Origin of the sequence: Saccharopolyspora rhizosphaerae, from assembly GCF_003931915.1 — a bacterium.
In the GTDB taxonomy this organism is placed as follows: Bacteria; Actinomycetota; Actinomycetes; order Mycobacteriales; family Pseudonocardiaceae; genus Saccharopolyspora; species Saccharopolyspora rhizosphaerae.
Map to the genome: position 1 here is coordinate 453,782 of NZ_RSAA01000001.1, position 25,675 is coordinate 479,456.

The window sequence follows — 25,675 nt, forward strand, 5'->3', positions numbered from 1 at the left end:
CCGCCGCGCCGGAGCGGTCACCGCATCACCGCACGGGGCCGTCCACCAGGGGACGCGCCTGGTCGATCGGAACCGTGAACCCGAGGCCCGCGGCTTCGGACCCGTTCTTGCCGCTGGCCACCGCCGTGTTGATGCCGATGACCTCACCGTCCATGTTGACCAGCGGGCCGCCCGAGTTGCCGGGGTTGATCGCCGCGTCCGTCTGGATCGCATCGCCCAGTCCGGCCCCCTTGCCCGTGGGGACGCTGCGGTGCATCGCGCTGACGATCCCGCTGGTCACCGTACCGGGCAAGCCCAGCGGTGAACCGACCGCGATGACCTGCTGGCCGACCTCGAGTTCGGACCCGTAGGCGAGCTTCGCCGGCTGCAGGTCCCGCACGCCCTCCGCCTGGACCACGGCGAGGTCGCGTCCGGGGTCCTGCTCGACGACGCGCGCCTGCGCCTTCTTGCCGTCGTTGAAGGTCACGGTGACGGGTCCGCCGCCGGCCTTCTCCACCACGTGGTGGTTGGTGAGGATGCGCCCGCCCTCGTCGACGACGACACCGCTACCGGTGCTCTTGCCCTGCGGGCTCGTGATGTTCAGGGACACGACGCTGGGCTGCACCGCGGATGCGGTCGCCTGCGGGGACGCTGCGGGCTGTGAGACCTGGGAGACGAGCCCGTAGGTGGCTCCGGCCGTGGCTCCGCTGCTCAGCAACGCGGCGCCGAGCACGACAGCGGTCACGCCGCGCTTCTTGCCGGAGGTGGTCTTCTTCGGCTCGGTGCGCTCCGGGAGGCGGGGACGCGGCAGGCGCCTGAAACGCTCGCCCAGACCGTGCAGCAACGAGCCCCGGGCTTCTTCCTCGGGCGTCGCTTCGGCGGCGTCGGCGGTCTCCGCGGGCTCGGTCGTACCCCAAGGGTCGTAGCTCCACGGGCTGTCGTTCCGCACTCGCCGGTACTGGGAGGGTGTGTACGGAGTGTTAGTCGGTGCTTGCTCCATGGCCCTGAGTCTCCGCATCAGCGCGGAAGATCGCCAGAAGCTGCTACGTTCCGTGAATCACTCCACGCCTGGACAGGGCCTTATTACCCGAAAATCAGCCCCCGTTCAGGTGAAGATCCTCAGTCCCCATCTCCGGCTCTTCTCGGCCACCCTACGCGAAAGGCTCGGTGCTACCGGGCTGTTTGGTGCGGGAGTGGTGGAAGTGACGTGCTCCCAGGGAGGTCCACCCGTCAACTCCGTCACCGAGTGTGCTGCCGGGTGGGGCACCCAGCAACGAGACACCTCTCGCGACGGGCATTTCCCAACACGGTAGCAATCCGGTCCGCCGACGTCGTCCGCGGTGGCACCCGGGAGCACATCACACGCCTGAGGTTGGGCATCAGCCCCCTGGCCGTGGGAAAAGCACGTTCCGGCGCCGGAACTCGTGAATCGACCAGAGTCCACGTGCTCTGCCGCGACGGCGCGCCCGGTTGCTCGACTGGACGCCCGCCGCCACGCCTGACCCTGGGGGGAGTTCGATGGCTGCTCGCACCACCACGGCCGCACTGGGGTTCGCAGCCGCCTTGATCGCGGCCACGGCCTGCGACTCGGCGCGCGCACCAGGCCCGCCCGCGACCCCCGCACCCGCGCCACCGTCGACGAGCGCGCTCACTCCGCAGCCTCCGCCCTCGGCCCCTGCCGAGCCCTCGCCCGAACAGCCGCCGCGGCAAGAACTTCCGCCCAGCGGTCCGAACACCGGTGCGGCGACCGAGGACTCACCCTCTTCCGAGGGGGCCACCGACCCGGACGCCGAAGACCCCTCTCCCGCGGGAGAGGGCTCGGGAACGGGCTCGGAGGAGGACTTCCAGGAGTACAGGCAGGAATCGGGCTACCCCTACAGCTACGAGGAGCACGACCGGCTGCCCGGCTACCTGCAGTGCGGAACGGCGTGCGGCCAGGAACCCACGTCCGGCGAAGTCCAACGTCAGCACCTGTGCGAGCGAGGAATTCTCGACGACGGGTGCTGAGCAGGAGATCTTCACAGCAGACTACCGGTGTCCACCCACGTCACGGTGTTCGGCTGGGGTTGCACCTGGGGTGAACCCGACGCCGACGTCGTTGCTGGCCGAGAACCCCCGACGAAGGGCCAGATCGGGAGATCTCGCGACCGCGGGAGAACGTGGGCGGCGACTACTCCGCGGGGAGGGCGAGCGCCCGGCGGGTGAGGGTGTCAAGCGTGTCGAGGAGCCGCTCGGCAGCCGGTGGGTCGTCACCTTGGACGATCCACAGGTAGAGGGAGTGGTCGATCATCGCCGCCAGGGCGCGCGCGGTCAGCTCGGGGTCCACGTCGTCGGGCACCAGCCCGTCGCGTTGCCAGCGTCGGAGGGCGTGGGCGGTCCGCGCGATCGAGGTGGCCCGGTGCTCGCGGCGCAGCTCCTGGAACTCCTCGTTGAACGTGGCGACCTGCTCGACGATGGCCATCATCTTGGCGTTGCGCAGGTAGGCCTCGCAGTAGGCGCGGTTGGCGTGGCGGATGCGCTCCGCGGGTGACGCCCCGGCCCCCGGTCCGTCGGCGCGCGAGGTCATCTCGGCGAACAACCGGTCGGCGACTTCGAAGAACACCGCTTCCTTGGACGGGAAGTAGGTGTAGAAGGAACCGTAGGCGACCTCGGCTCGACGAGCGATGTGCGCGATCCGGGTGTCCAGGAAACCCCGCTCCTCGAAGACCTCCCGCGCTGCGGCGATGAGCTTCTCGCGGGTGCGCGCGCCGCGCTCGGTCAACGGCGGACGTCCGCCTCGCTCGGTGGAACCCGCTCCCTCCGGCATGCCCTCGATCCCCCTCGCGGACCTTGACAACCCCGGGTGCACCGGATGATGATCTCATATTCCGCACAAGTTGACATGACTGTCAAGTCAGCCATCGGAGGCGTCGATGACGACGACCAACCCGGAGTTCCAGCTCGGCGGCATCAACCACCTGGCGCTCGTCTCGTCGGACATGCAGCGCACCATCGACTTCTACAGCGGCGTGCTGGGCATGCCGCTGATCAAGACCATCGACCTCCCAGGCGGTTCCGGCCAGCACTTCTTCTTCGACTGCGGTGGTGGCGACTGCGTGGCGTTCTTCTGGTTCCCCGACGCCCCCGATGCGGCACCCGGCATCTCGGCGCCGGCTTCCCGGCCCGGTGAGGGCGAACTGCTCAGCGCGGTCGGGTCGATGAACCACGTGGCCTTCCACGTCCCGGTGGAGCACTTCGAGGAGTACCGGGAGCGGCTGCAGGCCAAGGGCGTGGCCGTGAGCCCGGTCCTCAACCACGACGACAGCCCGTCGACCGTGGCACGGGAGATGCACGACGGCGTGTTCGTGCGCTCCTTCTACTTCCAGGACCCGGACGGCATCCTGCTCGAATTCGCGTGCTGGACCCGCCAGTTCACCGACGCCGACGTCTCCCACACGCCCAAGACCGCCGCCGACCGGACCGTGGGAGAGCGCAATGCCGCGCCTGCGTGAGGTCCCGCGCGCCGAGGTCACCGACGAGCGGGTCCTGTTCTTCTACGACCGGCTCTTCGGACCGGACCGCGACCCCGCGGTTGACCACGGCACCGCGACCGGCTCACCCGGCGACTGGTGGACCGTGTTCGCGCAGTGCCCGGAGGTCTTCCGCCACGCCGTCCGCGGGTTCGCGTTGTACCGGAACGCGAGCCTCGACCCGGTGCTGCGCGAGCTCGGCCAGTGCCGCGCCGGTTGGGCGCGGGGCAGCCAGTTCGTCTTCTCCCAGCACTGCAAGCAGCTGCGCGCGCTCGGCGTGCCGGAGGAGAAGATCACCGCTCTCCCCGCCTGGCAGCTCGCCGACTGCTACACCGCGCCCGAGCGCGCAGTGCTCGCCTACACCGACGCCCTGGTGCTCGACGGCGGCCGGGTCCCCGACCCCGTCTTCGCCGCGCTCGGCGAGCACCTCGGCGAGCCGGAGGTCCTGCAGCTGACCTACATCACCTGCGTGTACGACATGCACGCCACGATCGCCAAGGCACTGCGGCTGGAGTTCGACGACCGGGCGGACCCGGTCGTCGAGGTCGCCGCACCGGAGGGCAGCGGGAACCGCGACATCGCCGCCGACCTCACCGGAGGTGCGGGAGCCTGATTCAGGTGGCCGCCTCGGTCACCCGGCGGTAGGTCGCGGCATCGGTCGCGTACTCGGGATTGCCGTACTCGGCGAGGCGCTGCTTGACGACGCGGGTGGTGTACTCGTCGGCGAGCTTGCGCAGGACCGGTTGCTCGGCGGCGACAGCCATGGTGAAGAAACGGCCCAGGACGAACGGGGCCGTGGCCGCCACGCAGGCGAGGTCGACGAACCCGAACGGGACGCTCATGGCTTCGGCCCGCTTGAGGTCGCCGCCGCAGATGCCGAGGAACAGCGCTTTGCTCCAGCTGCGCTCCACGAGCTCCGCGGCCTGGTCGAGCAACGACCGGCCGGGACGGAGATCGGCGGACATGGTCGAGCGGACCAGCTCACCGCAGGTCGCGTCGTCGAACCCGCGGCGCAGCGTCGCCGCGCGCGCGTGGAAGAGATCCACGATGCCGGACGCCGTGGTGGGCAGCAGCTCTTCGGGCAAGCCGAGCAGGAAGCACCGGTACCGGCTCACCTCCAGCATCGCGCGCTCGCGCGCGGAGAACTCACTGCGCCCGGATCCGGTGGCCATCATGGCCGCCAGGTACATGTTGATCAGACCGGCGGGCATCTGGTCGGCCTGCGGCACCGGCACGCCGTAGACCGCCGGGTCCCAGCCCTCGGGGCTGCTGAGCGCGTTGCAGCGGACCATCGAGTGCATCAGCCGCACCATGGCCGCGGCTTGGAACCCCTCGCCGTAGCGGCCCAACGCACCCGGCAGCGTCGTGACGGTGAAGAAGTTGGCGGTCTCGTTGACGCGTCGAGCGGCGCGCCGGCCGGTGAGCGCGCCGGTCAGCACCATCGGCAAGGCCGCGTAGGTGTTGATGAAGGTCGCCAGGAACGCTCCGCGCGTGATGTAGGGCGACAGGAACGCGGCACCGATGCGCAGCTGGCGCGCACCTTCCTCGACGAGCTCCATGTCGAGCCAGTCCGGCGTGTTCTCCATGGCCGCGATGAGGGCGCGCAGCTCGTCGGGGGCGTCGGGCACGGAATCGACGCCCTCCCGGCACGCCTGCTGCAGCATGCCGATCAGGCCCTTGACGCCGTGCTGCTGGGACAACGCCGCGTAGGGGTCGGCGACCACGTCACCGAGCATGGTGGTGGTCCGGATCAGCTCCACGGCCCGCTCGTTCGCGAGCACGGACTCGCGATCACCCACCCAGCTGGGCAGGTCGGACTTCGCCTGCGGGTCGGTGGTGAACCGGTGCGGGGTGCTGTCGAAGTCGATCGAACCGTAGAGGTCGGGCTGCCGTTCCCGCTGAGAGACGGCCCGTTGAGCGAGCTCAGGGTAGTGGAGCGCCATCCGGACACCTCAACTTTCAACCTGTAGGTTCCAGGCTGACAGGTTGTAAGTTAGAGTGTCAAGAGTGACCGGATCCCCCAGCACGCGCAAGCGGATGAGCGCCGTCGACCGCCGCGAGCAGATCCTCGACGTCACCCACCGGATCGTCGACGAGGAAGGCTTCCACGCGGCGACGCCGAACCGCGTCGCGGAGGCCGCCGGCGTCACCCGCCCGGTGCTCTACCAGCTCTTCGGCGATCTGGCCGGAGTCCTCGTCGCGCTCGTCGACCGCGAGTCCGAGCGCGCTGGGATCCAGTTCGCGAAGGCCACCTCGCAGCTCACCGAAGCGCCGGAGGACGACCGGCTCATCAGCACGTTCTGCGGCGTGCTCAACGCGGTCGACGAACACCCCTCGACCTGGCGGCTGTTCCTGTTCCCGCCCCAAGGCGCTCCACCGCGGCTGCACCAGCGGCTCGCCGAATCCGAAGAGCTCGTCGTGCAGTTCCTCCAGCGCGAGCTCGAACGCACCGTCCCCGACCTCCCCGACCCGGAGTACACCGCGAGGATGGTGCACGCCGCCGGGCGCGAGCTGCTGCAACGCCGCCTCGCCGATCCCACCCACGCCACCACCGAACGGCTCATTGCCCTCGTCCGGCACGTGCGGACCTGGGTGCTGCCCACCAGCGCCCTCCCGAACTGACGTCACCACCGGCGCGCGAGAGCCGGGCGCCGGTGGTGCAGCCGGGTCAGAGGGAGGCCGGCAAGACCAGGAAGCTCCACGCCAGCAGGGGACCGATGCCGACGATTCCCGCGGTGTAACCGATGATCTGCTTGTAGAAGCGGTCTCGGTCCACGCCGCGCGCGTTGCTGAGCACCAACCTCCACCGCACCCAGCTCGGGACGGTTCGCACCGGCTGAGCGACCGCGCCGCCCCCGGGAGCGCTCTGCGTCGCCCCCGTGCAGGAGTCGGGAGGACCACCGCGCGGTCCCGGACGATCAGCACCGCTGGTTGAGCGGACCCGGTACTGTCTCGATCATCGCGCTCCACCGGGAGGGGTTCGGTAGGGCCTCCGCAGCACCAGGCGCGGTGGGCATCGGGTGCGGAACCCACCCACCTCGACCTCGTGGGAGCCGCGCACCTGACAGGAGACCGCCATCCACACCGACACGCTCACCATCGACGGCACACCGCTCGACTACCGCGAACGCGGCAATGGGCCGCCGCTGCTGCTCCTGCCTGGCGGGAGCGGCCACGCCGGCGTCCTCGACGGGGTCGTCGCGCACCTGGCAGACCACCACCGCGTCGTCGCCCTGTCGAGCCGGCTGGCTTCGGCCCCGGGGGACGCCGAGCACCACGACCAGCGCCCGGCGGACCACGCCGAGGACGCGCTGGGGCTGATCGAGGCGCTCTTCGACGAACCGCCGACCGTCTTCGGGTTCAGCGCGGGTGCGATCACCACGCTCGCACTGCTGGCGCACCACCCCGACCGCATCGGTCGGGCGGTCGTCCACGAGCCCCCGGTGATCGGGTTGCTGCCCGACGCCGACCGCCACCGGGAGGCCCTCGAAGCGGTCCGGACCGCCGCGCGCACCCAGGGGCCCGAGGAAGCCTCCCGGCTCATGACCGAGACGATGACCGCCTCGGCACCCAGCACGGACTCACCGGAGGTGCGCCACCCCGGCGACTGGCTCGACGGGTACGCCGAGACCCAGCCCGAGCCGCCCACCTCCGACCTGCTGGAGCTGCTGCCCCTGCTCGGCGAGCTGCAACCGCTGTTCCTGGAGCACCTCCTCCTGCCGTTCACCACCAGCGAGCTCGACCTGCCCGCGCTCAGCGCAGCGGAATCGCGCCTGGTCCCCGCCGCCGGCATCGACTCCCGAGGTCAACTCCCCCACCGCACCGCCACCGCCCTGGCCCACCGGCTAGGACTCCCCCTGACCGAACTCCCCGGCGGACACCTCGGCCCGGTCGAACGCCCCGCCCAGTTCGCCACCGCCCTCCGAGCCCTCCTCGCAGAGGTGACGGCCTGATCTTGCGGGGCGCGGCGAACAGCTGTGCTGTCGGCTCGGGGTTCTGCCACCCGCACCGCCCACCGGACCAAGAACTCACCAGCGACTTATGGTCGTGCCATGGCGTTGTTGCGTTCGGGCTCTTCTGTGCTGCTGGTGGTGGACCTGCAGGAACGGCTGATGCCGGCCATCACCGGCGGCGCGGCCGTGCTGGAGAACACCGCCCTGCTGGTGCGGGCCGCGGTGCGGTTGGGGGTGGACGTCCGCGCCACCGAGCAGAACCCCCGCGGCCTCGGCCCGACCGTCGCCGAGATCGCGGAGCTGCTGCCGCGGCCGGCCCAACCCAAGACCACCTTCGCCGCCGGGATCGAGCCCGGGCCCGGCACCGTCGTGGTGGCCGGGTGCGAGGCCCACGTGTGCGTGCTGCAGACCGCGCTGGGGCTGCGGGAGCGCGGGCGGGAGGTCGCCGTGGTCGCCGACGCCGCGGGGAGCCGGGTCGAGTCGAACCGCGACCGGGCGCTGGAACGCCTGCGCGCTCACGGGGTGGACGTCGTCACCGCGGAGATGGTCGTGTTCGAATGGCTCCACGACAGTGACCACCCCGCCTTCCGCGAGGTGCTGGAGCTCATCAGGTGAGGAGCGGACTCGATGCCCGTGCGCGTGGAACGCACCGGTGCGGTGCAGGTCATCACGCTGGACCGGCTTGAACGGCGCAACGCCTTCGACGGCGGGATGACCGAGGCGCTCGACGCCGCGCTGAACGGCTTCGAGGACGACGACTCCGCGCTGGCGGCGGTGCTCACCGGCGGTCAGGACTTCTTCTCGGCGGGCACCGACCTCCGGGCCTGGGCCGGTGCTCCCACCGAGCGCGGTGGTCCCTACGGGATCGCCGGACGTGAGCTCGTCAAGCCGGTGATCGCCGCGGTGGAGGGTGCCGCTGCCGGCGGTGGCTTCGAGATCGCGCTGGCGACGTCGATGATCGTGGCTTCGGAGACCGCGCACTTCTCCTTCCCGGAAGTCGGGCTCGGGCTCATCGCCGAGTGCGGCGGGCTCTTCCGCGCGCCACGCGCGCTGCCGCTCAACATCGCTCGGGAGCTCCTGATCACCGGAGAACGCCTCCCCGCCCGACGTGCCTACGAACTGGGGCTGGTCAACCGGCTGACCGAGCCCGGGCGCGCATTGCCCGAAGCGCTGTCGCTCGCCCAGCGGATCGCCGAACAAGCCCCGATCGCCGTGCGGGAGACCCTGCGCGCGGTCGAAGCCGCTCACCCCGCCGACGACGACACCGACTGGGCGCGAACGACCTTCGCCAAGGACCGGGCACGCGCTTCCGCCGACGCCACTGAAGGCGTGGCCGCGTTCCTCGACAAGCGCTCCCCGCGCTGGAGCGGCGCCTGAGACCTGTCGCGGGAAGACGCCGCTCGCACCGTTCCACCCTCACCCGCCCGGACCAACGCCTCGGAACCGACACCTGGACGGGTGTCCCGCGGACCGCTGGCTGAAAACGACTTCCCCCGTGCTGCCGCCCGTGGGACGCTCGTCGGCGGCTCCGGTCGCGTTGCCCGGGACCGTTTTCTGGGGAGGTGTCTCATGCGCGGCGACGTCGACATCATCCTCGTCGGGGCAGGTTCTGCGGGGTGCGTGCTCGCCAACCGGCTCTCGGCGGACCCGGCCCTGTCCGTGCTCCTGCTCGAAGCCGGCCCGCGGGACCGCAACCCGCTGCTGCACGTTCCCAAGGGCTTCGGCAAGTTGATCGGCAACCCCCGCTTCGCCTGGCACTTCCCCACCGATCCGATCGGTTCGACGCGCCGCACCGAGAAGTGGGTGCGCGGACGGGTCCTCGGCGGGTCCAGCTCGATCAACGGGATGGTCTACAACCGGGGTCACCGAGCGGACTACGACGAGCTCGAGCGGCTCGGCAACCCCGGGTGGGGCTGGGACGAGGTGCTGCCGGTCTTCCGCGCCCTCGAGGACCACTCGCTGGGCCGCGGGCCCGGCCGCGGGGCGGGCGGACCGCTCTCGGTCAGCGTCGCCTCCCCCGGCGAACCCCTGTGCGAGGACATGATCGCCGCCGGGTCCGAGGCGGGTCTCAGCGCGGTCGACGACCTCAACGATTCCGACGCCGAACGCATCGGCTACTCGCCGATGACGATCCGCCACGGCCGGAGGGTCAGCGCGGCGCGGGCGTTCCTGCACCCGGCCCGCGATCGCCCCAACCTGCGGGTCCTCACCGGTGTGACGGTCGATTCCCTGCTGTTCGACGGTGACCGGGCGGTGGGCGTGCGGGGGCGGTTCCGCGGCTCCACTGTGGACTTCCGGTGCGTCCGAGAGGTCGTGCTCTGCGCGGGCAGCATCGGCAGCCCCGCGTTGCTGCAGCGGTCCGGGATCGGGCCCCGCGAGGTGCTGCGCCCGCTGGGCGTCGACACGCGCGTGGACGCCCCGAACGTCGGCGCTCGGATGCGCGAGCACCGCTGCGTGCCGCTGCAGTTCCGGTTGCGGGAGGACCGCGGTTACAACCGGCGGTTGAACTCCTCGGCGGCGCAGGTGCGCACGGCGTTGCGGTACCTGCGCACCCGGAGCGGGCCGCTGGCCGGCCCCGCCTTCGACGTAGTCGGGTTCCTCAAGAGCGACCCGCGGCTGGCCCGCCCGGACGCGCAGGTCCTGCTCGCTCCGCTGTCGCTCAAGCCGCACGGCGCCGGTGAGGAGGCGCAGGTGGAGGACGAACCCGGGGTGCAGGCCATCGGCTACGTGCTCCGGCCCGACAGCGAAGGCCGGTTGGCGATCACCTCGTCCGACCCCGACGACGACCTCACCGTCGACCCGGGGTTCCTCACCACCGGCCACGACCGCGAGATCACCGCGGCCACCTTGCGCCGGATGCGCGAGCTCTTCGCCCAGGAACCGATCGCACGGCACCTCGTCGGTGAAACGCTGCCCGGGACCGACGTCGACGACGTCGACGAGATCGCCGACGTGGCGTTGAACCGCGGGCACTGCGGCTACCACGCGATCGGGACGTGCGCGATGGGCCCGAACTCGGACGACGTGGTCGACCCGAGCTTGCGCGTGCGCGGGGTCGAGCGCCTCCGCGTCGTCGACTCCTCGGCCTTCCCGACCATGGTCTCCGGCAACCTCAACGCCCCGGTCATGGCGTTCGCCTGGCGAGCCGCGGACGTCCTGCTCGACGGTCAGTCGTCCTGACCGGGGTTGGTGCGCGCGGCGAGTTCCGCGCGGGAACGGATCCCGAGCTTGGCGTAGACGCGGGTCAGGTGGTACTGGACCGTCTTGCTCGACAGGAACAGCTCCGCCGCCACCTCCTTGTTGGACAACCCGCGTGCCACCAAGCGGACGACCGATTCCTCCTGCGGCGTCAGGCTGCTCGGGGTCGGTTCTGGCCTGGCCCGGTGCACCCCACCGGCTTTGAGCTCGCGGTCGCAGCGCTCGACGTAGGTGGTGGCACCCATGGCGGCGAAGCCGTCGCGGGCGGCGCTGAGGACGACGTCGGCGCGGGCGCGGCGGCGCAGGCGCCGCAGCGTCTGGCCGTAGCTGAAGTTGATGCGGGCCTGGTCGTAGCGCAGCGGGAGCGCGCTGATCAGCTCGAGCGCTTCGTCGAACGAGCCCGAGGCCGCTGCGACGTCGCCGCGCGCGCCGTGCAGCCGCCCGCGGGCCGCGGCGAGGCGGGCGCGGGTGGAGGCGTGGCCGCGCTTGGCGGCCAGCTTCTCGTGCGGGACGAGGAACTCCTCGGCCTCGTCCAGCCTGCCGAGCAGGACCAGGGCGTGGGCGTACATGTCCTGCCACGGCCAGTGGCCCGGTTCGTCCGTGCTCGCGCTCGGCGACGGCCGGGTCAGCGGGTGCAGCGCGCGCAGCACGCCGTCGGAGTCGGCGCGGGCCTCGGCCGCGTGCGCGCGGGCGAGCTGGCCGGGGATGCGCATGATGTGGTAGTCGCCGGCGCCGGTGGCGCCCTGCAGGAGCACCTCTTCGGTCGCCTCGACGTCACCGCGCGGGGCGTGCACCGCCGCGGCCGTCCACAGCAGCAGCGGGCCGGTCACCAAGATCCCGGTGTGCTCCTGCACCTCCATCGCTTCGCGCACGGTCGCCAGCGCCTCGTTCCACTCCCCGGTGAGGAACTGGACCCGCGCCAGCCAGGCCCTCGCCCACAGCGAGATCCGGGCCGACCCGCCGAGGTGCGCGGTGGGGATGGCGCTCTCGAAGTCGACGCGGGCGTCGTCGATCCGGTCGCTGATCAGGTGGATCCACCCGCGCGCCATGGTCGCGCGCTGCCACTGCGCGCCGTGGCGCAGGCGGGTGGTGAGGTGGTCGTAGTGGCGCTGGGCTTGCTTCGGGCTGCCGGTGGCCGCCAGGCCGATGCCGCGGATGGCGGCGGCTTCCACGGCCGTCGGCGTGTCGGCGCCCGACAGCTCGATCGCGCGGTCGGCCCACAGCACGAGGTCGTTGCCGTCGTAGCGGCACAGCGCGTCGAGGACGTAGCGCTGGCAGATCAGCGCGGCGGTCTCGGGTTCGCGGTCGGTGTTGACGATCGCCCAGGCGCGGCGGAGCCGGTTGCCTGCTTCGGCGGCCCTGCCCCGGACCAGGGCGAGGTAGCCGAGAACGGCGTCGCGCAGCGGGGTTTCGCGGATGCTCTCGACCTCGGGGATCAGCGCGGTGGCGCGGAAGACGTCGCCCGCACCGATGAGCGCGTCCACGGCTCGGGTGATCAGGGCTTGCTGGTGCTGGGGGTCGTCGGTGAGCCTGCTCGCGTCGCTGAGCAGGGTGGCGGCCGTGCCCCAGGCCCCTTCGGCGGCGCGTTCGCGGGCGAGGTCGTCGAGGCGTCCCGCCACTTCGGCGTCCGGCACTGGGCTGGCGGCCACCAGCAGCCGCAGAGACCGGACCGGGTCGTCGACGAGTTCGGACGCGCGGCGCTGCAGCTGGGCGCGGCGCGCCGGGCCCAGCTCGGTGAGCACGGCCGCGCGCACCATCGGGTCAGGTGGGCTGACGTAGGTGAGCCCGCGCGGGGCCAGCGCGACCAGCCCGGCCGCCGTGGTGGCGTCCATCAGGGGCAGCGGTTCGGTGTCGAGCTCGGCCAGCGACATCACGCTGCGGACCGGCGCGTCGGGACCGAGGACCGCCGCGGCCTCGGCGAACCGGCGCGCGACCGGCGAGCAGGCGTTGAGGTCCTCGCGCACCCGTGCCTGCACCGCCGCGGGTGCGGGCAAGGTCGGCTCGAACTGGGACCAGGTGCTGCGCGGGAGTTCCACGAGCAGCTGCGCGGCCGGGCGCGGGCGGCCGAGGGTGTGGCGGCGCAACCGTTCGGCCATCGACGGGTGCAGCGCGACGCCGTGCGCGGCGGCCAGCTCGCTGATCTGACCTGCGTCCAGCGGCGGGACGCGGGGGGCGTCGGTGGCGATGCGCGGCAGCAGGTCGAGGACTTCGGCGGGGGCGCGCCGATCGCCGGTGGTCGCGGTCGCCAAGACGCGCAGCGCGGCGTCCTGGTGGTGGCGTTGGGCCGAGGCGAGGGTGCGCAGCGAGGCCACGTCGCCGAACTGGGCGTCGTGGACCACCAGCACCGTGCACGGTTCGAGCCGGGTGACGAGTTCGGCGGCGGTGTCCAGCGGGTTCGAGGTCGGCAGTTCCGGGACGAGCTGCACCAGCAAGGAGTAGGGGCGGTCGGCCTCCCACTCCGAGGCCGTGGCCCGCAGGACCGGGACGTCCTGGCGGCCTGCGAGGTGGTCGGCCAGCGTCGAGCTCCCGATCCCGGGCGGCCCGCTGAGCAGGACGAAGCGGTTCTGCCCCGACCGCAGGATCTGCTCCAGACCGGCCACGAGCTCGGTCCGCCCGATCAGCGGCTGTGCTGGTCGTGTCACGTCCACCTCGTCGTGCGTCGGCGCCCGTCCAGCATCCCGGACGGGCGCCGACCAGCTTAAGCGGCGTGCGCTGCGCCGGCCGTCGGCACGGTGTGGTGCCGCGCCGACGAGCGGGCCACCGACCCGGGCCCGACGAGGTCGTCCAGCCCAGCCCGGCCGAAGCCCGCGCACCAGGCGACACCGGCCGCTCACACCTCGTCGGTCAGTCGTGCGGCACCGATGCCGATCGGCGGGCTCGTGGCCGCACGGGTGGGGTGCGGGACGGGGTTGGTGGCGACCCCCCCGTCCCGGCCGACGTCAACCGAGGTCGCCGCCTGCGACCGGCAGGACGGTGCCGGTGATGTAGGACGCCTCCTCGGAAGCGAGGAAGGTGATGGCGGCGGCCTGCTCGTCCAACGTGCCGTAGCGCTTCATCAGCGACGTGCCCAGGGTCTGGTCGATGTGGGCCTGGAACCACTCCTGCTCCTGCTCGGTCTCCAGCGGCGAGCCACCTCGGGAGACCCGGCGCGGGGGCGCCTGGGTGCCGCCCGGGGCGGTGGCGACCACGCGGATGCCGGAATCGGCGCACTCCAGGGCCAGCGAAGCGGTGATGGCGTTGATGCCGCCCTTGGCCGCCGAGTACGGGATCCGGTGGACTCCCCGGGTGGCTGCCGAGGAGACGTTGACGATCACCCCGCTGCCCCGCTCCTGCATCGAGGGCAGCGCGGCGCGGCAGGAGAACAGCGTGGTCATCAGCGACCTGCGCAGCTCGGTCTCGATCTGCTCCGGGGTGAACTCGGTGAACGGCTTGAACCAGATCGCTCCGCCGACGTTGTTGATGAGCACGTCGATGCGGCCGTGCCGGGCGACCGCCGCGTCCACCACGGACTGCGCGCCCTCCCAGGACTCCAGGTCGGCCACCACGGGCGAGGCTCCCAGCTCCTCGGCGAGGCCCTCGACCAGTTCGGAGCGGTCGGCCAGCACGAGGTCGCCGCCTTCGGCCGCGATGCGGCGGGCGGTCTGCTCGCCGATGCCCTGGGCCGAGCCGGTGACGATGACGACCTTGCCGTCGAAGCGCCCCGGGGTGGTGAAGCGCGGGCGCTTGGACTCCTCCGCGTCGGCCATGGCCCGCCGGGTGGTGTCCTTCGAGCGCTCGGCGTGCTCGGCGATCAGCTGCCGGGCCGCGGTGCGGTCGCCCGCCTCGAACGCGGTCACGATGTCGAGGTGGTCCTGGGTGCACCGGGGATCGCACCAGGTGGCGTTGCGCAGCGTGGTCTCCATGTGGCCCTTGACGCCGAGGGCGCGGTAGGCCTGCAGGAGGTGCTCGTTGCCGGTGAGGGTGAACAGGTAGTCGTGGAAGGCCGCGTTCGCCTCGGTGTAGGCGGCGGCGTCGACGAACCGGTCGCCGTCCACGTGCGGCACCGCCGATTCGGCGAGCAGCCGGTAACCGGCGAGCTGCTGGGAGCTGAGCCGGCCGATGGTCAGCTCCAGCGCGCCCAGCTCCAGCGCTTGGCGTGCCTCGAACACCGCGTCCGACTCGTGCACCGACGGGTGTTCCTCGCCGATCTCGTAACCACCGGGTGCCGGCGCGACGACCGGTTCGAGGTCGGTCGGCTCCGACAGCACCTGCTGACCTGCGACGCAGCGCGCCTCACCGTTGGCGATGAGCGCCTCACCGCGCTCGAGACCGCTCGTGCCACCACCGGTCCCGGCCCAGATGCGCTGCCCCGCGATGGAGCTCGCCGCGGCCCTCTCCTCCTCCACCGGCGGGAGGGAGCCGTCGTGCAGCGCCGCGACCGGGGTGCCCGGGAAGATGGTCTGACCGGCCAGGTTCCGGCCTTCCCCCGGGTTCTCCTCCAGTTCCGCCACGGGTTCGGGCTCCGCTTCCACCTCGGCGATGACGGGTTCGGGTGCGGGTTCCGGTTCGGGCTCGGCCTCGACGGCCGGGGCGCTGGTGGCGGCGAGGGCGAACTTCTCGTAGTAGAAGCCGGTCGGCTCGAAGCCGTCTCCGGCGAAGTGCTCGCGCACCGCCTCCACCATCGGCGGCGGCCCGCACAGGTACACCGCGACGTCACCGCCGTGCAGGTGCTCGTCCCGGATCAGCGTGGTCACGTAGCCCTTGTTCGGGGCGCTGCTGCCCGGGTCGGCGACGCAGTAGTCCCAGGTCAGGTTCTCGACGTCGGCGGCGAGCTCCCGCACGGTGTCCATCTCGACCAGGTCGTCGTCGGTGGTGACCCCGTAGATCAGGTGCGCGGGCCGCGTCGACCCGCAGGCGCGCATCGCGCGGATGATCGACAGGATCGGCGCGAGCCCGGTACCGCCGGCCAGCAGCAGCACCGGCCGGTCGGTCTCGCGCAGGAAGAAGCTGCCGTGCGGTCCGGTGAACGACAGCTCGTCGCCTGGCTGCGCCCGCTCGGTGAGGTACTCCGACATCACCCCGCCCGGGGTGATCTTGACCAGGAAGGTCAGCAGCTCGTCGTCGGGCGCGCTGCTGAAGGAGTAGGAGCGCGTCTCCTCAGTGCCGGGCACGGCGATGTTGACGTACTGGCCGGGCAGGAACGCCAGCTCGTCCCGGTTCGGCGTCTTCAGCGTCAGCGACACCGTGGTCGGCGAGAGCCGCTCGACCGCGTTCACCGTCGCGGGGAAGGTCGCGGCCTGGGTCTTGGCCACCGCCGAGGTGCTGGCGATGCGCAGCACCAGGTCGGACTTCGGGGTCATGCTGCACGGCAGCACGTAACCGCGTTCGGCCTCGTCGGCGGTGAGCGCGTCGTCGATGTAGCTGCCGCCGTCGTAGTCACCGGACTCGCAGAGGGCCTTGCACGTGCCGCAGGCCCCGTCGCGGCAGTCCAGCGGGATGTTGATGCGCTGCCGGTAGGACGCATCGGCCACGGTCTGGTCCGGCGCGCACGTGATGAACCGGGTGACACCGTCCTCGAAGGACAGCGCGACTTGGTGGGTCATGGCCGCCTCGCTCAGATGTGGTACACGTCGACGACGTGGTGGATGTAGTCGTTCTTGAGCACCACGGTCTTCCGGCGGATCAGCGGCGCCGGACCGGAGAAGTCGATGGTGTAGAACGACGTCCCGTAGTAGGGGTCCACGGTCTTGTACCGGAAGTACATGGTGTGCCAGTTGAACCGGACGTCCACGATGTCCCCGCGGCGTTCGATCAGCTCCACGTTGGTGATGTTGTGGCTGGTGCGGGGCTCCGGGATGGACGTGGCGCTGGAGCGCTCGGTGCGGATGCGGAAGACCCGGTCCTCCAGCCCGCCCTTGTTCGGGTAGTAGATGAGCGAGATGTCGGTCTGCGGGTCCTCGGTGAGCAGGTCGTCGTCACCCCAGGACGGCATCCAGAACACGACGTCGTCGGCGTAGCACTCCAGCCACTTCTCGAACTCGCGGTCGTCGAGGTAGCGGGCCTCGCGGTAGAGGAACTGCTCGATGTCCTGCTGGGTGATGGACTTGGTGCCCGCGGGTGCGGTGGTGGGCGCGGTGGCGTCAGCGTTGACGGTCATCGGGAATCTCCTGGCGCGGTGGGGGTCACTGGACGTCGGCGGCGCGTTCTGCGGCGATGGCGTTCCGCATGCGCTCCTGCCAGTAGCCGTGCTGGACCGGGTAGAGCCCTTCGTCCTCGTTCTTCTGGCCGGCCGAGATCACGCCCTTCATGTCGAGCGCTTCGGCGAGCTCGTCGGGACCGTTCAGCCAGTGCTCGGCACCGCGGCTCATGTCGTTCCACGGCGCGGCGGTGGCGCGGAAGGTCAGCTGGCAGGAGCGGAACTCCTCGAGGTCGTCCGGAGTGGCCATGCCCGAGGCGTTGAAGAAGTCCTCGTACTGGCGGATCCGCCACGCCCGCGACTCGGCGCTCTCGCCCTTGGGCGCGATGCAGTAGATGGTGACCTCGGTCTTGTCCGGCGCGATCGGCCGGAAGTGCCTGATCTGCGTGGAGAACTGGTCCATCAGGTAGACGTTCGGGTACAGGCACAGGTTCCGGGAGCCGCGCACCATGAACTCGCCCTTGGCTTCGCCGAACTCCTGCTTCAGCTCCTCGATGCGCGGCCACAGCGGGCGGTCCTGCGGGTTGCCCGCCCAGGTCCACAGGCACAGGTGGCCGTTCGGGTAGGACCAGTAGCCGCCACCGGACTTGCCCCAGCTGCCCGCGTCGAGGGTCTTGGTGCTGTTCTTGGACTCACCGGTGCCGCGACGGGCGGTGGTGGCCGCGTAGTTCCAGTGCGTGGCGGTGACGTGGTAGCCGTCGGCGCCGTTCTCGGCCTGGACCTTCCAGTTGCCGTCGAAGGTGTAGGTCGACGCGCCGCGGAGCACCTCCAGGCCGTCCGGGGACTGGTCGACGAGCATGTCGATGACCTTGGTGGTGTCGCCCAGGTGCTCGCTCAGCGGCGCCACGTCCGGGTTGAGGCTGCCGAACAGGAACCCGCGGTAGGAGTCGAAGCGGGCGACCTTGGTCATGTCGTGCGAGCCGTCGGTGTCGAACGCGGGCGGGTACCCGGCGCCGTCGGGATCCTTGACCTTGAGCAGCTTGCCGTCGTTGCGGAACGTCCAGCCGTGGAACGGGCACGTCAGCGTGGTGCGGTTGTCGGCCTTGCGGCGGCAGACCATCGCTCCGCGGTGGGCGCAGGCGTTGATCAGGCAGTGCAGCTCGCCCTCCTTGTCGCGGGTGATCACGACGGGCTGGCGGCCGATGTACGTGGTGAAGTAGTCGCCGGGGTTCGGCAGCTGGCTCTCGTGCGCGAGGTAGATCCAGTTGCCCTCGAAGATGTGCTTCATCTCGAGTTCGAAGATCTCCTCGTCGGTGAAGATCCGGCGGTTGGCCCGGTACACCCCGGCCTCGTGGTCCTCGACGACGGCGTCGGCGACGACGGCGGACACGCGGTTCAGCATCTCGGTCATGGATCCTCCAACGGCCCAGATCGACTCTGATCGGCCTCCCGGCGGCCGCTGGGCCGCCGTGGCATGACTCGGAACCATGACAGCTCGTGGTGGTGGTCACACCGGACAAATACCTAGACCTGACCTAGGGTGCGATTCATCGTTGTCGTTTATCAATCGTGCGGAACAAAGTCTTTGTCTTCGATGAGAGGGCTCCTTACCGTGGGAGGGCATCGGCGACGAGGACGAGGGAGGAGGCCCGCCGTGGAGCTTCGCCACCTGCGTTACTTCGCCACCGTCGCCGAGACGTGCCACTTCGGCCGAGCCGCCGAGCAGCTGCACATCGCCCAGCCCGCGCTCTCGCACGCCGTCCGGCAGCTGGAGGACGAGCTCGGCGTGGCGCTGCTGGAGCGCACGACCAGGCAGGTGGGGCTCACCCCGGCGGGCGAGTTCTTCTTGGGCGAGGCCCAGCGGGTGCTCTCGGCCGTCGACGCCGGCGTGCGCGGGGTGCAGCGGATCGGCGAGGGGCAGCTCGGCCTGGTCCGCGTGGGTGTCACCGGCACCGCGGCCTTCTCGCACCTGCCGCACCTGGCGCGGGCGCTGGCCCAGCGGGTGCCGCAGGTCGAGCTGGAGGTGCGCGCCGAGCTGCTCACCGCGGAGCAGTGCGCGCAGCTGCGCGACGGTTCGCTGGGCATCGGAGTGCTCCGGCCGCCGGTGACCGGCGAGGACATCGACTACCGCGTGATCGAGGCCGAGCCGCTGGTGGCGGCGGTCCCCGCCGACCACCGGCTGGCCGTGGAGCCCGTGGTGTCGATGACCGACCTGCGCGCCGAACCGCTGGTGACCTACGACGGCCGCCACTCGGTCGTGCACGCGGCGGTGCTGCGCAGCTGCCGCGACGCCGGGTTCACCCCGAACCAGCAGCACCACGCCCCGGGCACCGCCGCGCTGCTCGCGCTGGTCGCCGGTGGCCTGGGCGTGGGCGTCGTGCCCGCATCCGCCCGTTCGCTGCCGCTGGCCGGGGTGGTCTTCCGCGACCTGGCGGGAGCCGCGACCGTCGAGCTGGCGCTGGCCTGGCACCGCGACACCAGCTCTCCCCTGGTCAACACCGTCCTCGCCGAGCTCGAGGACGTCTTCCCGTCCGCACGACCCCCAGCAGAGGCCGGCTCATGAAGATCACCCGGGTGGAGGCGATCCCGTTCGCCATCCCGTACCGCAAACCGCTGCGCTTCGCCTCCGGCGAGGTCCACGCCGCCGAGCACGTCCTGGTGCGGGTGCACACCGACGACGGGGTCGTCGGTGTCGCCGAGGCACCACCGCGGCCGTTCACCTACGGCGAGACCCAGGCCGGGATCGTCACGGTGATCGACACGATCTTCGCACCGCAACTCACCGGGCTGAGCCTGCTGGAACGCGAGACCGCCTACGCGCGCTTGGCGCGCACCGTGGGCAACCCGACCGCGAAGGCCGCCATCGACATGGCGATGTGGGACGCCCTGGGCCGCAGCCTGGACGTGTCGGTGACCGAACTGCTCGGCGCCTACACCGACCGGATGCGCGTCTCGCACATGCTGGGCTTCGACGACCCCGCCGCGATGGTCGCCGAGGCCGAGAAGATGCGCGACACCTACGGGATCACCACCTTCAAGGTCAAGGTCGGCCGCCGTCCGGTCTCGCTGGACACCGCCGTGGTGCGAGCCCTGCGCGAGGGGCTGGGCGAGTCCGTCGAGCTCTACGTCGACGGCAACCGCGGCTGGACCGCCGCCGAGTCCGCGCGCGCCATGAAGGAGATGGCCGACCTGGACCTGCTCTTCGCCGAGGAGCTGTGCCCGGCCGACGACGTGCTCGGCCGGCGCTGGTTGGTGCAGCAGCTCGACGTGCCGTTCATCGCCGACGAATCCGCCGTCACCCAGGCCGATGTCACCCGGGAGGTGCTCGGCGGATCGGCCACGGCGGTGAGCATCAAGACCGCGCGGACCGGCTTCACCGGTTCCCAGCGCACCCACCACCTCGCCGAAGGCCTCGGCCTGGAGGTCGTGATGGGCAACCAGGTCGACGGCCAGCTCGGCTCGCTGTGCACCGTCGCCTTCGGCGCCGCCCACGCGCTCACCTCGCGCCGGGCCGGCGAACTCTCCAACTTCCTCGACATGAGCGATGACCTGCTGGCCGAACCGCTGCGGATCAGCGACGGTGAGCTCACCGTCCGTCCCGGTGCCGGCCTGGGTGCCGAGCTTGATCCCGACAAGCTTCGGCACTACCGCCAGGACCGCTGACCCCCACCGCCAATCAAGGAGGATTCAGATGACCACCGCCCACGACACGGCCACGGCCGCCGCTTCCGGCGCCAACGCGACCGAGCGCTTCAAGAGCGACAAGCTCGTCGGCGTGGAGGGCACCCCGCCTGAGCGCGTGAGCACGCTCGCCCGCGAGGTGCTCGAGGCCGTGCACGCCACCATCCGCAAGCACAAGGTGACCTACGCCGAGTACAACGCCCTCAAGGCGTGGCTGATCAACGTCGGCGAGGACGGCGAGTGGCCGCTGTTCCTCGACGTCTGGGTCGAGCACGTCGTCGAGGAGGTCGCCACCGAGCACCGCGAGGGCAACAAGGGGACGATCGAGGGCCCGTACTATGTCCCGGACGCCCCCGAGCAGGGCTCGAAGGGCGCGGTGCCGATGCGCGAGGACGAGCCGGGCACGCCGCTGACCTGGACCGGCCGCGTCACCACCACCGACGGTTCGGCGCTGGCCGGGGCGACGGTGGAGCTGTGGCACGCCGACGCCGACGGCTTCTACTCGCAGTTCGCCCCTGGCCTCCCGGAGTGGAACCTGCGCGGGACGTTCACCACCGACGCCGACGGGAACTTCGAGATCCGCACGGTGCGCCCGGCGTCGTACCAGATCCCGACCGACGGTGCCTGCGGCAAGCTCATCGCCGCCGCCGGGTGGCACGCGTGGCGGCCGGCGCACCTGCACGTCAAGGTCTCGGCACCGGGCCACGAGCTGCTGACCGCCCAGCTGTACTTCCCCGGCGACGAGCACAACGACGACGACATCGCCTCGGCGGTCAAGCCCGAGCTGATGCTCGACCCGAAACCGGTCGCCGGTGGCGAGGCCATCGAGTACGGCTTCGTCCTCGACCCGTCCTGATCAGTCCACAGGAGACAGACGTGCTCTACCACATCCGCATGGACGTGAAGCTCCCGCCGGACCTCGATCCGGACGTGCGCGCGGACCTGCTGGCGCGCGAGAAGGAGTACAGCCAGAAGCAGCAGCGCGAGGGCCGGTGGCCGCACCTGTGGCGGGTCGCGGGCGAGTACGCCAACATCTCGGTCGTCGACGTCGCCGATCACGACGAGTTGCACGAGGTGCTGTCCGGGCTACCGCTGTTCGCCTACATGGACATCGAGGTGACCCCGCTGGCGGTGCACCCGAACAAGATCGCAGGTTGAGGAACGCCTCGGAAGCCGGGTGTCCACAGCGGACACCCGGCTTCCTCGTACCGGAGGGGGCTCGTGACCAGCACTCTCGACGAAGTCGACACCGGGGAGCCGGTTCGCCGCACACGCTTCGAACGTCCCTCCCCCGCCCGAGCGCGCCAGGTGCTGCGCGACCTCAACGGCTCCTCGGTGGCCGGCGGGGTGGTCGGCCTGGTGTTCTCCGCGACCGGCCCGATCGCGGTGATCCTCTCGGCCGGCCTGAACGGTGGGCTGAGCCCGGCGCAGCTCGCGTCGTGGGTGTTCGGGGTGTTCTTCCTCAACGGCGTGCTCACCGCGATCGCGTCCTGGGTCTACCGGCAGCCGCTGGCGTTCTTCTGGACCATCCCCGGCACGGTCGTGGTCGGCGCCTCGCTGGACCACTTGCGCTGGTCGGAGGTGCTGGGCGCGTTCGTGGTGACCGCTCTGCTCATCCTCGCCATCGGCCTCACCGGGTGGGTCCGCACCGTCATGGCGGCCCTGCCGATGCCCATCGTGATGGCGATGGTCGCGGGCGTGTTCCTGCGCTTCGGGCTCGACCTCGTCCACGCCACCGGGTCGGACGCCGTCGTCGCCGTGCCGATGATCGCGGTGTTCCTGCTGCTCAGCGTGTTCCCCGCGGCCGGAAGGCTGGTGCCGCCGATCCTGGGTGCGCTGCTCGCAGGTGCGCTCGCCGTGGCCGCGTCCGGCCGCTTCGCCCTCGACGGGGCGGGCTGGCTCGCCCAGCCGCTGCTGCAGTCGCCGGAGTTCTCCTGGCGCGCCCTGACCGAACTCGTCGTGCCCCTGGCCATCACGGTGCTGGTGGTGCAGAACGGACAGGGCACAGCGGTTCTCCGGCAGGCGGGGCACCGCCCGCCGACCAACGTCGCAGCGCTGCTGTGCGGGCTCTGGTCGTTGCCGGCCGCCGCGGTCGGCGCGGTCTCGACCTGCCTGACCGGACCGACCAACGCGCTGCTGGTCGCCTCCACCGAACGCTCCCGCCAGTACACGGCCGGCATCGTGTGCGGTCTCGGCGCGATCGTCGTCGGGCTGTTCGCCCCGGCCTTCGTCCGCTTCATGCTGGCCACTCCCCCGGCGTTCATCGCGGTCCTCGGCGGGCTGGCCATGCTGCGCGCCTTGCAAGGTGCGTTCACCACCGCGTTCAGCACGAAGTTCACCCTGGGCGCCCTGCTGGCCTTCCTGGTGACCGTCTCCGGCGTGAACCCGCTCAACATCAACTCCGCGTTCTGGGGTCTGCTGGCGGGCGTCCTGGTCGCCTTCGCCCTGGAACGAGCGGACTTCACCTCCCGCGACCAGGCGGCCTAGAAGAGCCTGAAGCGGCTCCGCGGGGAGCGAGCGCGTGGTTGCGTTCGAGCGCGCTCACACCTCTACCGTTTCCCGGTGTGGCACACGACGACGCACTGCACGAGGCGCTGCGCCTGGCGATCGATCCACCCGGTGGGGTCTCGGTCGAGGCTCTGCGCGAGCTCGCGCGCGATGACGACGCAACCGAGTGGGACATCGCCACGACGGCGAAGCACCTCGGGGTGAACCCCCACACGCTGCGGTACTACGAACGCACCGGTCTGGTCCACGTCGACCGCGATGCCGCCGGCCACCGCCGCTACGACGCGCCCGCCGTGCGCAGGCTGGTGTTCCTCATCCGGATGCGGACCTCGGGCATGCCGATCAGCGACCTGCGGCACTACGTCGACCTCATCGACGCCGGACAGGACACCGTGCCCGAACGCCTGGACCTGTTGCTGGAACACCGCGACACGGTGCGATCCCAGATCGCCCGGCTGCAACTCGCCCTCGCCGCCACCGAGTACAAGATCGCCCTCTACCAGGAAGCAGACCAGCCATGACGAGCACCGCCCCGCAGCACGACATCTCCAGTCCCGACAACCTCGCCCGCCGCCGCCACGGGCTGTCCGTCCTGTCCGAGATCGACGGACACCGAGGCGAGGCCGTCCTCGACTCGCTCGCCGACATCAACCCAGCCCTCGGCCACCACGTCGCCGCGTTCGCCTTCGGGGACATCTACGACCGACCTGGTCTCGACCGCCGCAGCCGCCAGCTCGTCACCCTCGGCGTCCTGACCGCCCTGGGGAGCTGCGACCCGCAGCTCCGAGTTCACATCGGCGCTGCCCTGAACGTCGGTCTCAGCCGCGAGGAGATCACCGAAGCGCTCCTGCACGCGGCGGTGTTCTGCGGCTTCCCCCGGGCCCTGAACGCGACCTCCGTCGCCCGCGACGTCTTCGCCGAGCAGGACGACGCGCACCCCTAGCGGGTGCGGGCCGACTCCCAGCGGTGCAGGCGCAGGGCCAGCTGGATCTCCAAGGCGCGGGAGGGGGTTTGCCAGTCCTCGCCCAGCAGGGAAGCGACGCGTTCGAGGCGCTGCACGACCGTGTTGACGTGGACGTGCAGGACGTCCTTGGTGCGGTTGTGCTGGCCGCCCGCGGCGAAGTACGCCTCCAGCGTGGCCACCAGCTCGGTGCCGCGCCGCGCGTCGTAGTCCAGCACCGGTCCCAGCGTGCGGCGGACGAAACCGCCGATGTCGGCGCGATCACCGAGCAGCACGCCCAGGAACCCCAGCTCCTCGGCAGAAGCACCTTCGCCCGCGCGGCCCAGGGCCAGCAGCGCGTGCAGGCACCGCACCGCTTCGGCGTGCGCGGAGGCCACCGCGACGGGCCCGCACGCGGGACCGGCCGCGCCGACCGTGACCAGACCGTCCACAACGGACCCGAGTTCTTCGGCCAGGCGCGCCGCCAGCGTCGACGCGTCGTCCTCGCGGGCGAGCAGCACGACCTCGTCGGCGTGGCTGCCCGCGAGCACCGCTCGCGGGGAGGCCGCCATCACCAAGCGCCTGCGCGGGACCGACTCGGCGTGGGCCACCAGCACGCAGTGCGGGGCGGCGAGGTCCACGCCGAGCCGCGAGGCGCGCGCCACCAGCGCCGCGGAGTTGCGTTCGGGCGCCGTCAGCAGGTCGGTGAGCAGTTCGCCGCGCACCTCGTCCTCGGCCTTGGCCACCGAGCGGCGCAGCATCAGCAGCAGCGCGGTGACCACCGAGGCGCGCTCGAACAACCGCCGGTCCGCGTCGAGCAGCGTCGGGCGGTCCGCCAGCACGATGCTGCCGAGGGTTTCCGGTCCGGCCTGCACCGCGCACACCCAGGTCCCGTCGCGGACCACGGCACGGCCGGTGGCCAGCGAGTCCGCGACGGCGTCGGCCGCGGGCGGGTCGACGGGCTCGCCCGCGCGGGCGAGCTCGGTGGAGTCGGCGTCGAACAGCGACAGCGAGCCCTGCAGCACGTCGGCCAGCGCGGCCGCGACGCTGGAGACGTCGGCGCCGCGCAGCACCAGGTCCATCAGCCGGTCGTGGGCTTCGCCCGCCCGCTGCACCGCCTCGCTGTGGGTGCTGATCTCCTCCAGCAACCGGGCGTTGTCGAGCGCGATGGCCGCGTGGTCGGCCAAGGACGACAGCAGCGCGACCTCCTCCGGGGTGAACTCGCGGGGAGTGCGGTCGGCCGCGTAGAGCACGCCGATCACGTCGTCACCGACCGACAGCGGAACGCCGAGGATGGCCGCCAGCCCCTCGTCGCGCACCGCGTCGTCGATGGCCCTGGTGTGCGTCACGCGGTCGTCGCGGAAGTAGTCGGGACTGGCGTAGGGGCGGGCGGTCTGGGCGACCAGGCCGCCGATCCCCTTGCCCATGCCCAGCGCGACTTCCTTGAACAGCTGGGACACGCACCCGTCGGTGACCCGCATGTAGGTGCCACCCGCGGCTTCGTCGTTGAGGCTCAGGTACGACACGTCCGCGCCCAGCAGGGTCCGGGCGCGGCGCACGATCGACCGCAGCACGGCGTCCGGGTCGTGCAGCCGCGCCAGGTCGCTGGCCGTGTCGAACAACGCGGTCAGCTCCGCCTCCCGGCGGCGGTGCGCGCTCAGCGTCGCGGAGATGCGCAGCGCCAGCTCGGTGGCACGGCCGAGGTCGGGGTTGCCTGCACCGACCTCGGCCAGCCGTTCACCGCTCGCTCCGCTGGCGAGCAGGTCGAGCAGCTTCAGCACGTCGTCCACGC

Annotated in this window: 24 protein-coding genes; 15 read left to right on the top strand and 9 right to left on the bottom strand. The window is 71.4% G+C overall.

From position 1 onward, the window contains the following. Positions 1-25: 25 nt before the first annotated feature. Positions 26-928, bottom strand: a complete 903-nt coding sequence (locus EIL87_RS02130) for a S1C family serine protease (protein ID WP_199740160.1) — start codon at positions 926-928, stop codon at positions 26-28. 569 nt (positions 929-1,497) lie between these two features. Here EIL87_RS02130 and EIL87_RS02135 point away from each other — a divergent pair. Continuing rightward, positions 1,498-1,986, top strand: coding sequence for a hypothetical protein (locus tag EIL87_RS02135; RefSeq protein ID WP_125088388.1), 489 nt, complete (start codon positions 1,498-1,500; stop codon positions 1,984-1,986). A gap of 163 nt (positions 1,987-2,149) precedes the next feature. Here EIL87_RS02135 and EIL87_RS02140 read toward each other — a convergent pair whose 3' ends face one another. Continuing rightward, a complete protein-coding gene (locus tag EIL87_RS02140) occupies positions 2,150-2,785 on the bottom strand; it encodes a TetR/AcrR family transcriptional regulator (RefSeq protein WP_125088389.1) in 636 nt (211 codons plus the stop codon). A gap of 106 nt (positions 2,786-2,891) precedes the next feature. Between EIL87_RS02140 and EIL87_RS02145 the strand changes: the two genes are divergently transcribed. Both EIL87_RS02145 and EIL87_RS02150 read left to right on the top strand, forming a co-directional pair. Next, positions 2,892-3,470, top strand: a complete 579-nt coding sequence (locus EIL87_RS02145) for a VOC family protein (protein ID WP_125088390.1) — start codon at positions 2,892-2,894, stop codon at positions 3,468-3,470. Further along, entirely contained in the window at positions 3,454-4,101 is a 648-nt protein-coding gene (locus EIL87_RS02150) for a carboxymuconolactone decarboxylase family protein (protein ID WP_125088391.1), read from the top strand. Before EIL87_RS02145 ends, EIL87_RS02150 begins: the two co-directional genes overlap by 17 nt. A gap of 1 nt (position 4,102) precedes the next feature. On the opposite strand, the gene EIL87_RS02155 is transcribed toward EIL87_RS02150, so the two are convergent. Next, entirely contained in the window at positions 4,103-5,431 is a 1,329-nt protein-coding gene (locus tag EIL87_RS02155) for an oxygenase MpaB family protein (RefSeq protein WP_125088392.1), read from the bottom strand. 64 nt (positions 5,432-5,495) lie between these two features. Between EIL87_RS02155 and EIL87_RS02160 the strand changes: the two genes are divergently transcribed. Next, positions 5,496-6,110, top strand: coding sequence for a TetR/AcrR family transcriptional regulator (locus tag EIL87_RS02160; protein ID WP_199740162.1), 615 nt, complete (start codon positions 5,496-5,498; stop codon positions 6,108-6,110). Between the two features lie 46 nt (positions 6,111-6,156). Here EIL87_RS02160 and EIL87_RS27665 read toward each other — a convergent pair whose 3' ends face one another. Beyond that, positions 6,157-6,285, bottom strand: a complete 129-nt coding sequence (locus EIL87_RS27665; RefSeq protein ID WP_267898789.1) for a hypothetical protein — start codon at positions 6,283-6,285, stop codon at positions 6,157-6,159. A 352-nt stretch (positions 6,286-6,637) separates the two neighbouring features. Between EIL87_RS27665 and EIL87_RS27670 the strand changes: the two genes are divergently transcribed. The 4 genes from EIL87_RS27670 to EIL87_RS02185 all read left to right on the top strand — a co-directional run bounded on the left by EIL87_RS27670 (position 6,638) and on the right by EIL87_RS02185 (position 10,621). Then, positions 6,638-7,441: an alpha/beta fold hydrolase gene (locus tag EIL87_RS27670; protein WP_267898792.1), complete on the top strand. Its 804-nt coding sequence runs from the start codon at positions 6,638-6,640 to the stop codon at positions 7,439-7,441. 99 nt (positions 7,442-7,540) lie between these two features. After that, positions 7,541-8,056, top strand: coding sequence for an isochorismatase family protein (locus EIL87_RS02175; RefSeq protein ID WP_125088394.1), 516 nt, complete (start codon positions 7,541-7,543; stop codon positions 8,054-8,056). A 12-nt stretch (positions 8,057-8,068) separates the two neighbouring features. Beyond that, on the top strand, positions 8,069-8,818 hold the full coding sequence (locus EIL87_RS02180) for an enoyl-CoA hydratase-related protein (RefSeq protein WP_125088395.1): 750 nt from the start codon (positions 8,069-8,071) through the stop codon (positions 8,816-8,818). A 192-nt stretch (positions 8,819-9,010) separates the two neighbouring features. Then, complete coding sequence (locus tag EIL87_RS02185; protein WP_125088396.1) at positions 9,011-10,621, top strand: GMC family oxidoreductase; 1,611 nt, start codon at positions 9,011-9,013, stop codon at positions 10,619-10,621. On the opposite strand, the gene EIL87_RS02190 is transcribed toward EIL87_RS02185, so the two are convergent. From EIL87_RS02190 to benA, 4 genes are all read right to left on the bottom strand, one after another. Further along, positions 10,609-13,281: a helix-turn-helix transcriptional regulator gene (locus EIL87_RS02190; protein ID WP_125088397.1), complete on the bottom strand. Its 2,673-nt coding sequence runs from the start codon at positions 13,279-13,281 to the stop codon at positions 10,609-10,611. The genes EIL87_RS02185 and EIL87_RS02190 overlap by 13 nt on opposite strands. 297 nt (positions 13,282-13,578) lie before the next feature. After that, positions 13,579-16,221 carry a benzoate 1,2-dioxygenase electron transfer component BenC gene (benC, locus tag EIL87_RS02195; protein WP_125088398.1) on the bottom strand — a complete coding sequence of 881 codons (2,643 nt, stop codon included), beginning with the start codon at positions 16,219-16,221 and terminating at the stop codon, positions 13,579-13,581. Positions 16,222-16,232: 11 nt separating this feature from the next. Then, positions 16,233-16,775, bottom strand: a complete 543-nt coding sequence (gene benB, locus EIL87_RS02200; RefSeq protein ID WP_125088399.1) for a benzoate 1,2-dioxygenase small subunit — start codon at positions 16,773-16,775, stop codon at positions 16,233-16,235. Between the two features lie 25 nt (positions 16,776-16,800). Next, positions 16,801-18,165 carry a benzoate 1,2-dioxygenase large subunit gene (gene benA / locus EIL87_RS02205; RefSeq protein ID WP_125088400.1) on the bottom strand — a complete coding sequence of 455 codons (1,365 nt, stop codon included), beginning with the start codon at positions 18,163-18,165 and terminating at the stop codon, positions 16,801-16,803. 243 nt (positions 18,166-18,408) lie between these two features. Between benA and EIL87_RS02210 the strand changes: the two genes are divergently transcribed. From EIL87_RS02210 to EIL87_RS02240, 7 genes are all read left to right on the top strand, one after another. Beyond that, positions 18,409-19,317: a LysR substrate-binding domain-containing protein gene (locus tag EIL87_RS02210; RefSeq protein WP_125088401.1), complete on the top strand. Its 909-nt coding sequence runs from the start codon at positions 18,409-18,411 to the stop codon at positions 19,315-19,317. Further along, on the top strand, positions 19,314-20,417 hold the full coding sequence (locus EIL87_RS02215; protein ID WP_125088402.1) for a mandelate racemase/muconate lactonizing enzyme family protein: 1,104 nt from the start codon (positions 19,314-19,316) through the stop codon (positions 20,415-20,417). The genes EIL87_RS02210 and EIL87_RS02215 overlap by 4 nt, the downstream gene beginning before the upstream one ends. A 28-nt stretch (positions 20,418-20,445) precedes the next feature. Next, positions 20,446-21,291 (top strand): catechol 1,2-dioxygenase, encoded by an 846-nt coding sequence (gene catA, locus EIL87_RS02220; RefSeq protein ID WP_125088403.1) that lies wholly within the window; start codon positions 20,446-20,448, stop codon positions 21,289-21,291. A gap of 20 nt (positions 21,292-21,311) precedes the next feature. Next, the gene (catC, locus tag EIL87_RS02225; RefSeq protein WP_125088404.1) at positions 21,312-21,593 is read left to right on the top strand and encodes a muconolactone Delta-isomerase; all 282 of its coding nucleotides are present in this window, start codon (positions 21,312-21,314) and stop codon (positions 21,591-21,593) included. Positions 21,594-21,656: 63 nt separating this feature from the next. Then, positions 21,657-22,922 carry a benzoate/H(+) symporter BenE family transporter gene (locus EIL87_RS02230; RefSeq protein WP_125088405.1) on the top strand — a complete coding sequence of 422 codons (1,266 nt, stop codon included), beginning with the start codon at positions 21,657-21,659 and terminating at the stop codon, positions 22,920-22,922. Positions 22,923-22,999: 77 nt separating this feature from the next. Next, entirely contained in the window at positions 23,000-23,464 is a 465-nt protein-coding gene (locus EIL87_RS02235) for a MerR family transcriptional regulator (RefSeq protein ID WP_125088406.1), read from the top strand. Continuing rightward, entirely contained in the window at positions 23,461-23,886 is a 426-nt protein-coding gene (locus EIL87_RS02240; protein ID WP_125088407.1) for a carboxymuconolactone decarboxylase family protein, read from the top strand. Before EIL87_RS02235 ends, EIL87_RS02240 begins: the two co-directional genes overlap by 4 nt. Here EIL87_RS02240 and EIL87_RS02245 read toward each other — a convergent pair. After that, on the bottom strand, positions 23,883-25,673 hold the full coding sequence (locus EIL87_RS02245) for a helix-turn-helix domain-containing protein (RefSeq protein WP_125088408.1): 1,791 nt from the start codon (positions 25,671-25,673) through the stop codon (positions 23,883-23,885). The two genes, EIL87_RS02240 and EIL87_RS02245, sit on opposite strands and share 4 nt — an antisense overlap. Positions 25,674-25,675 lie beyond the last annotated feature (2 nt).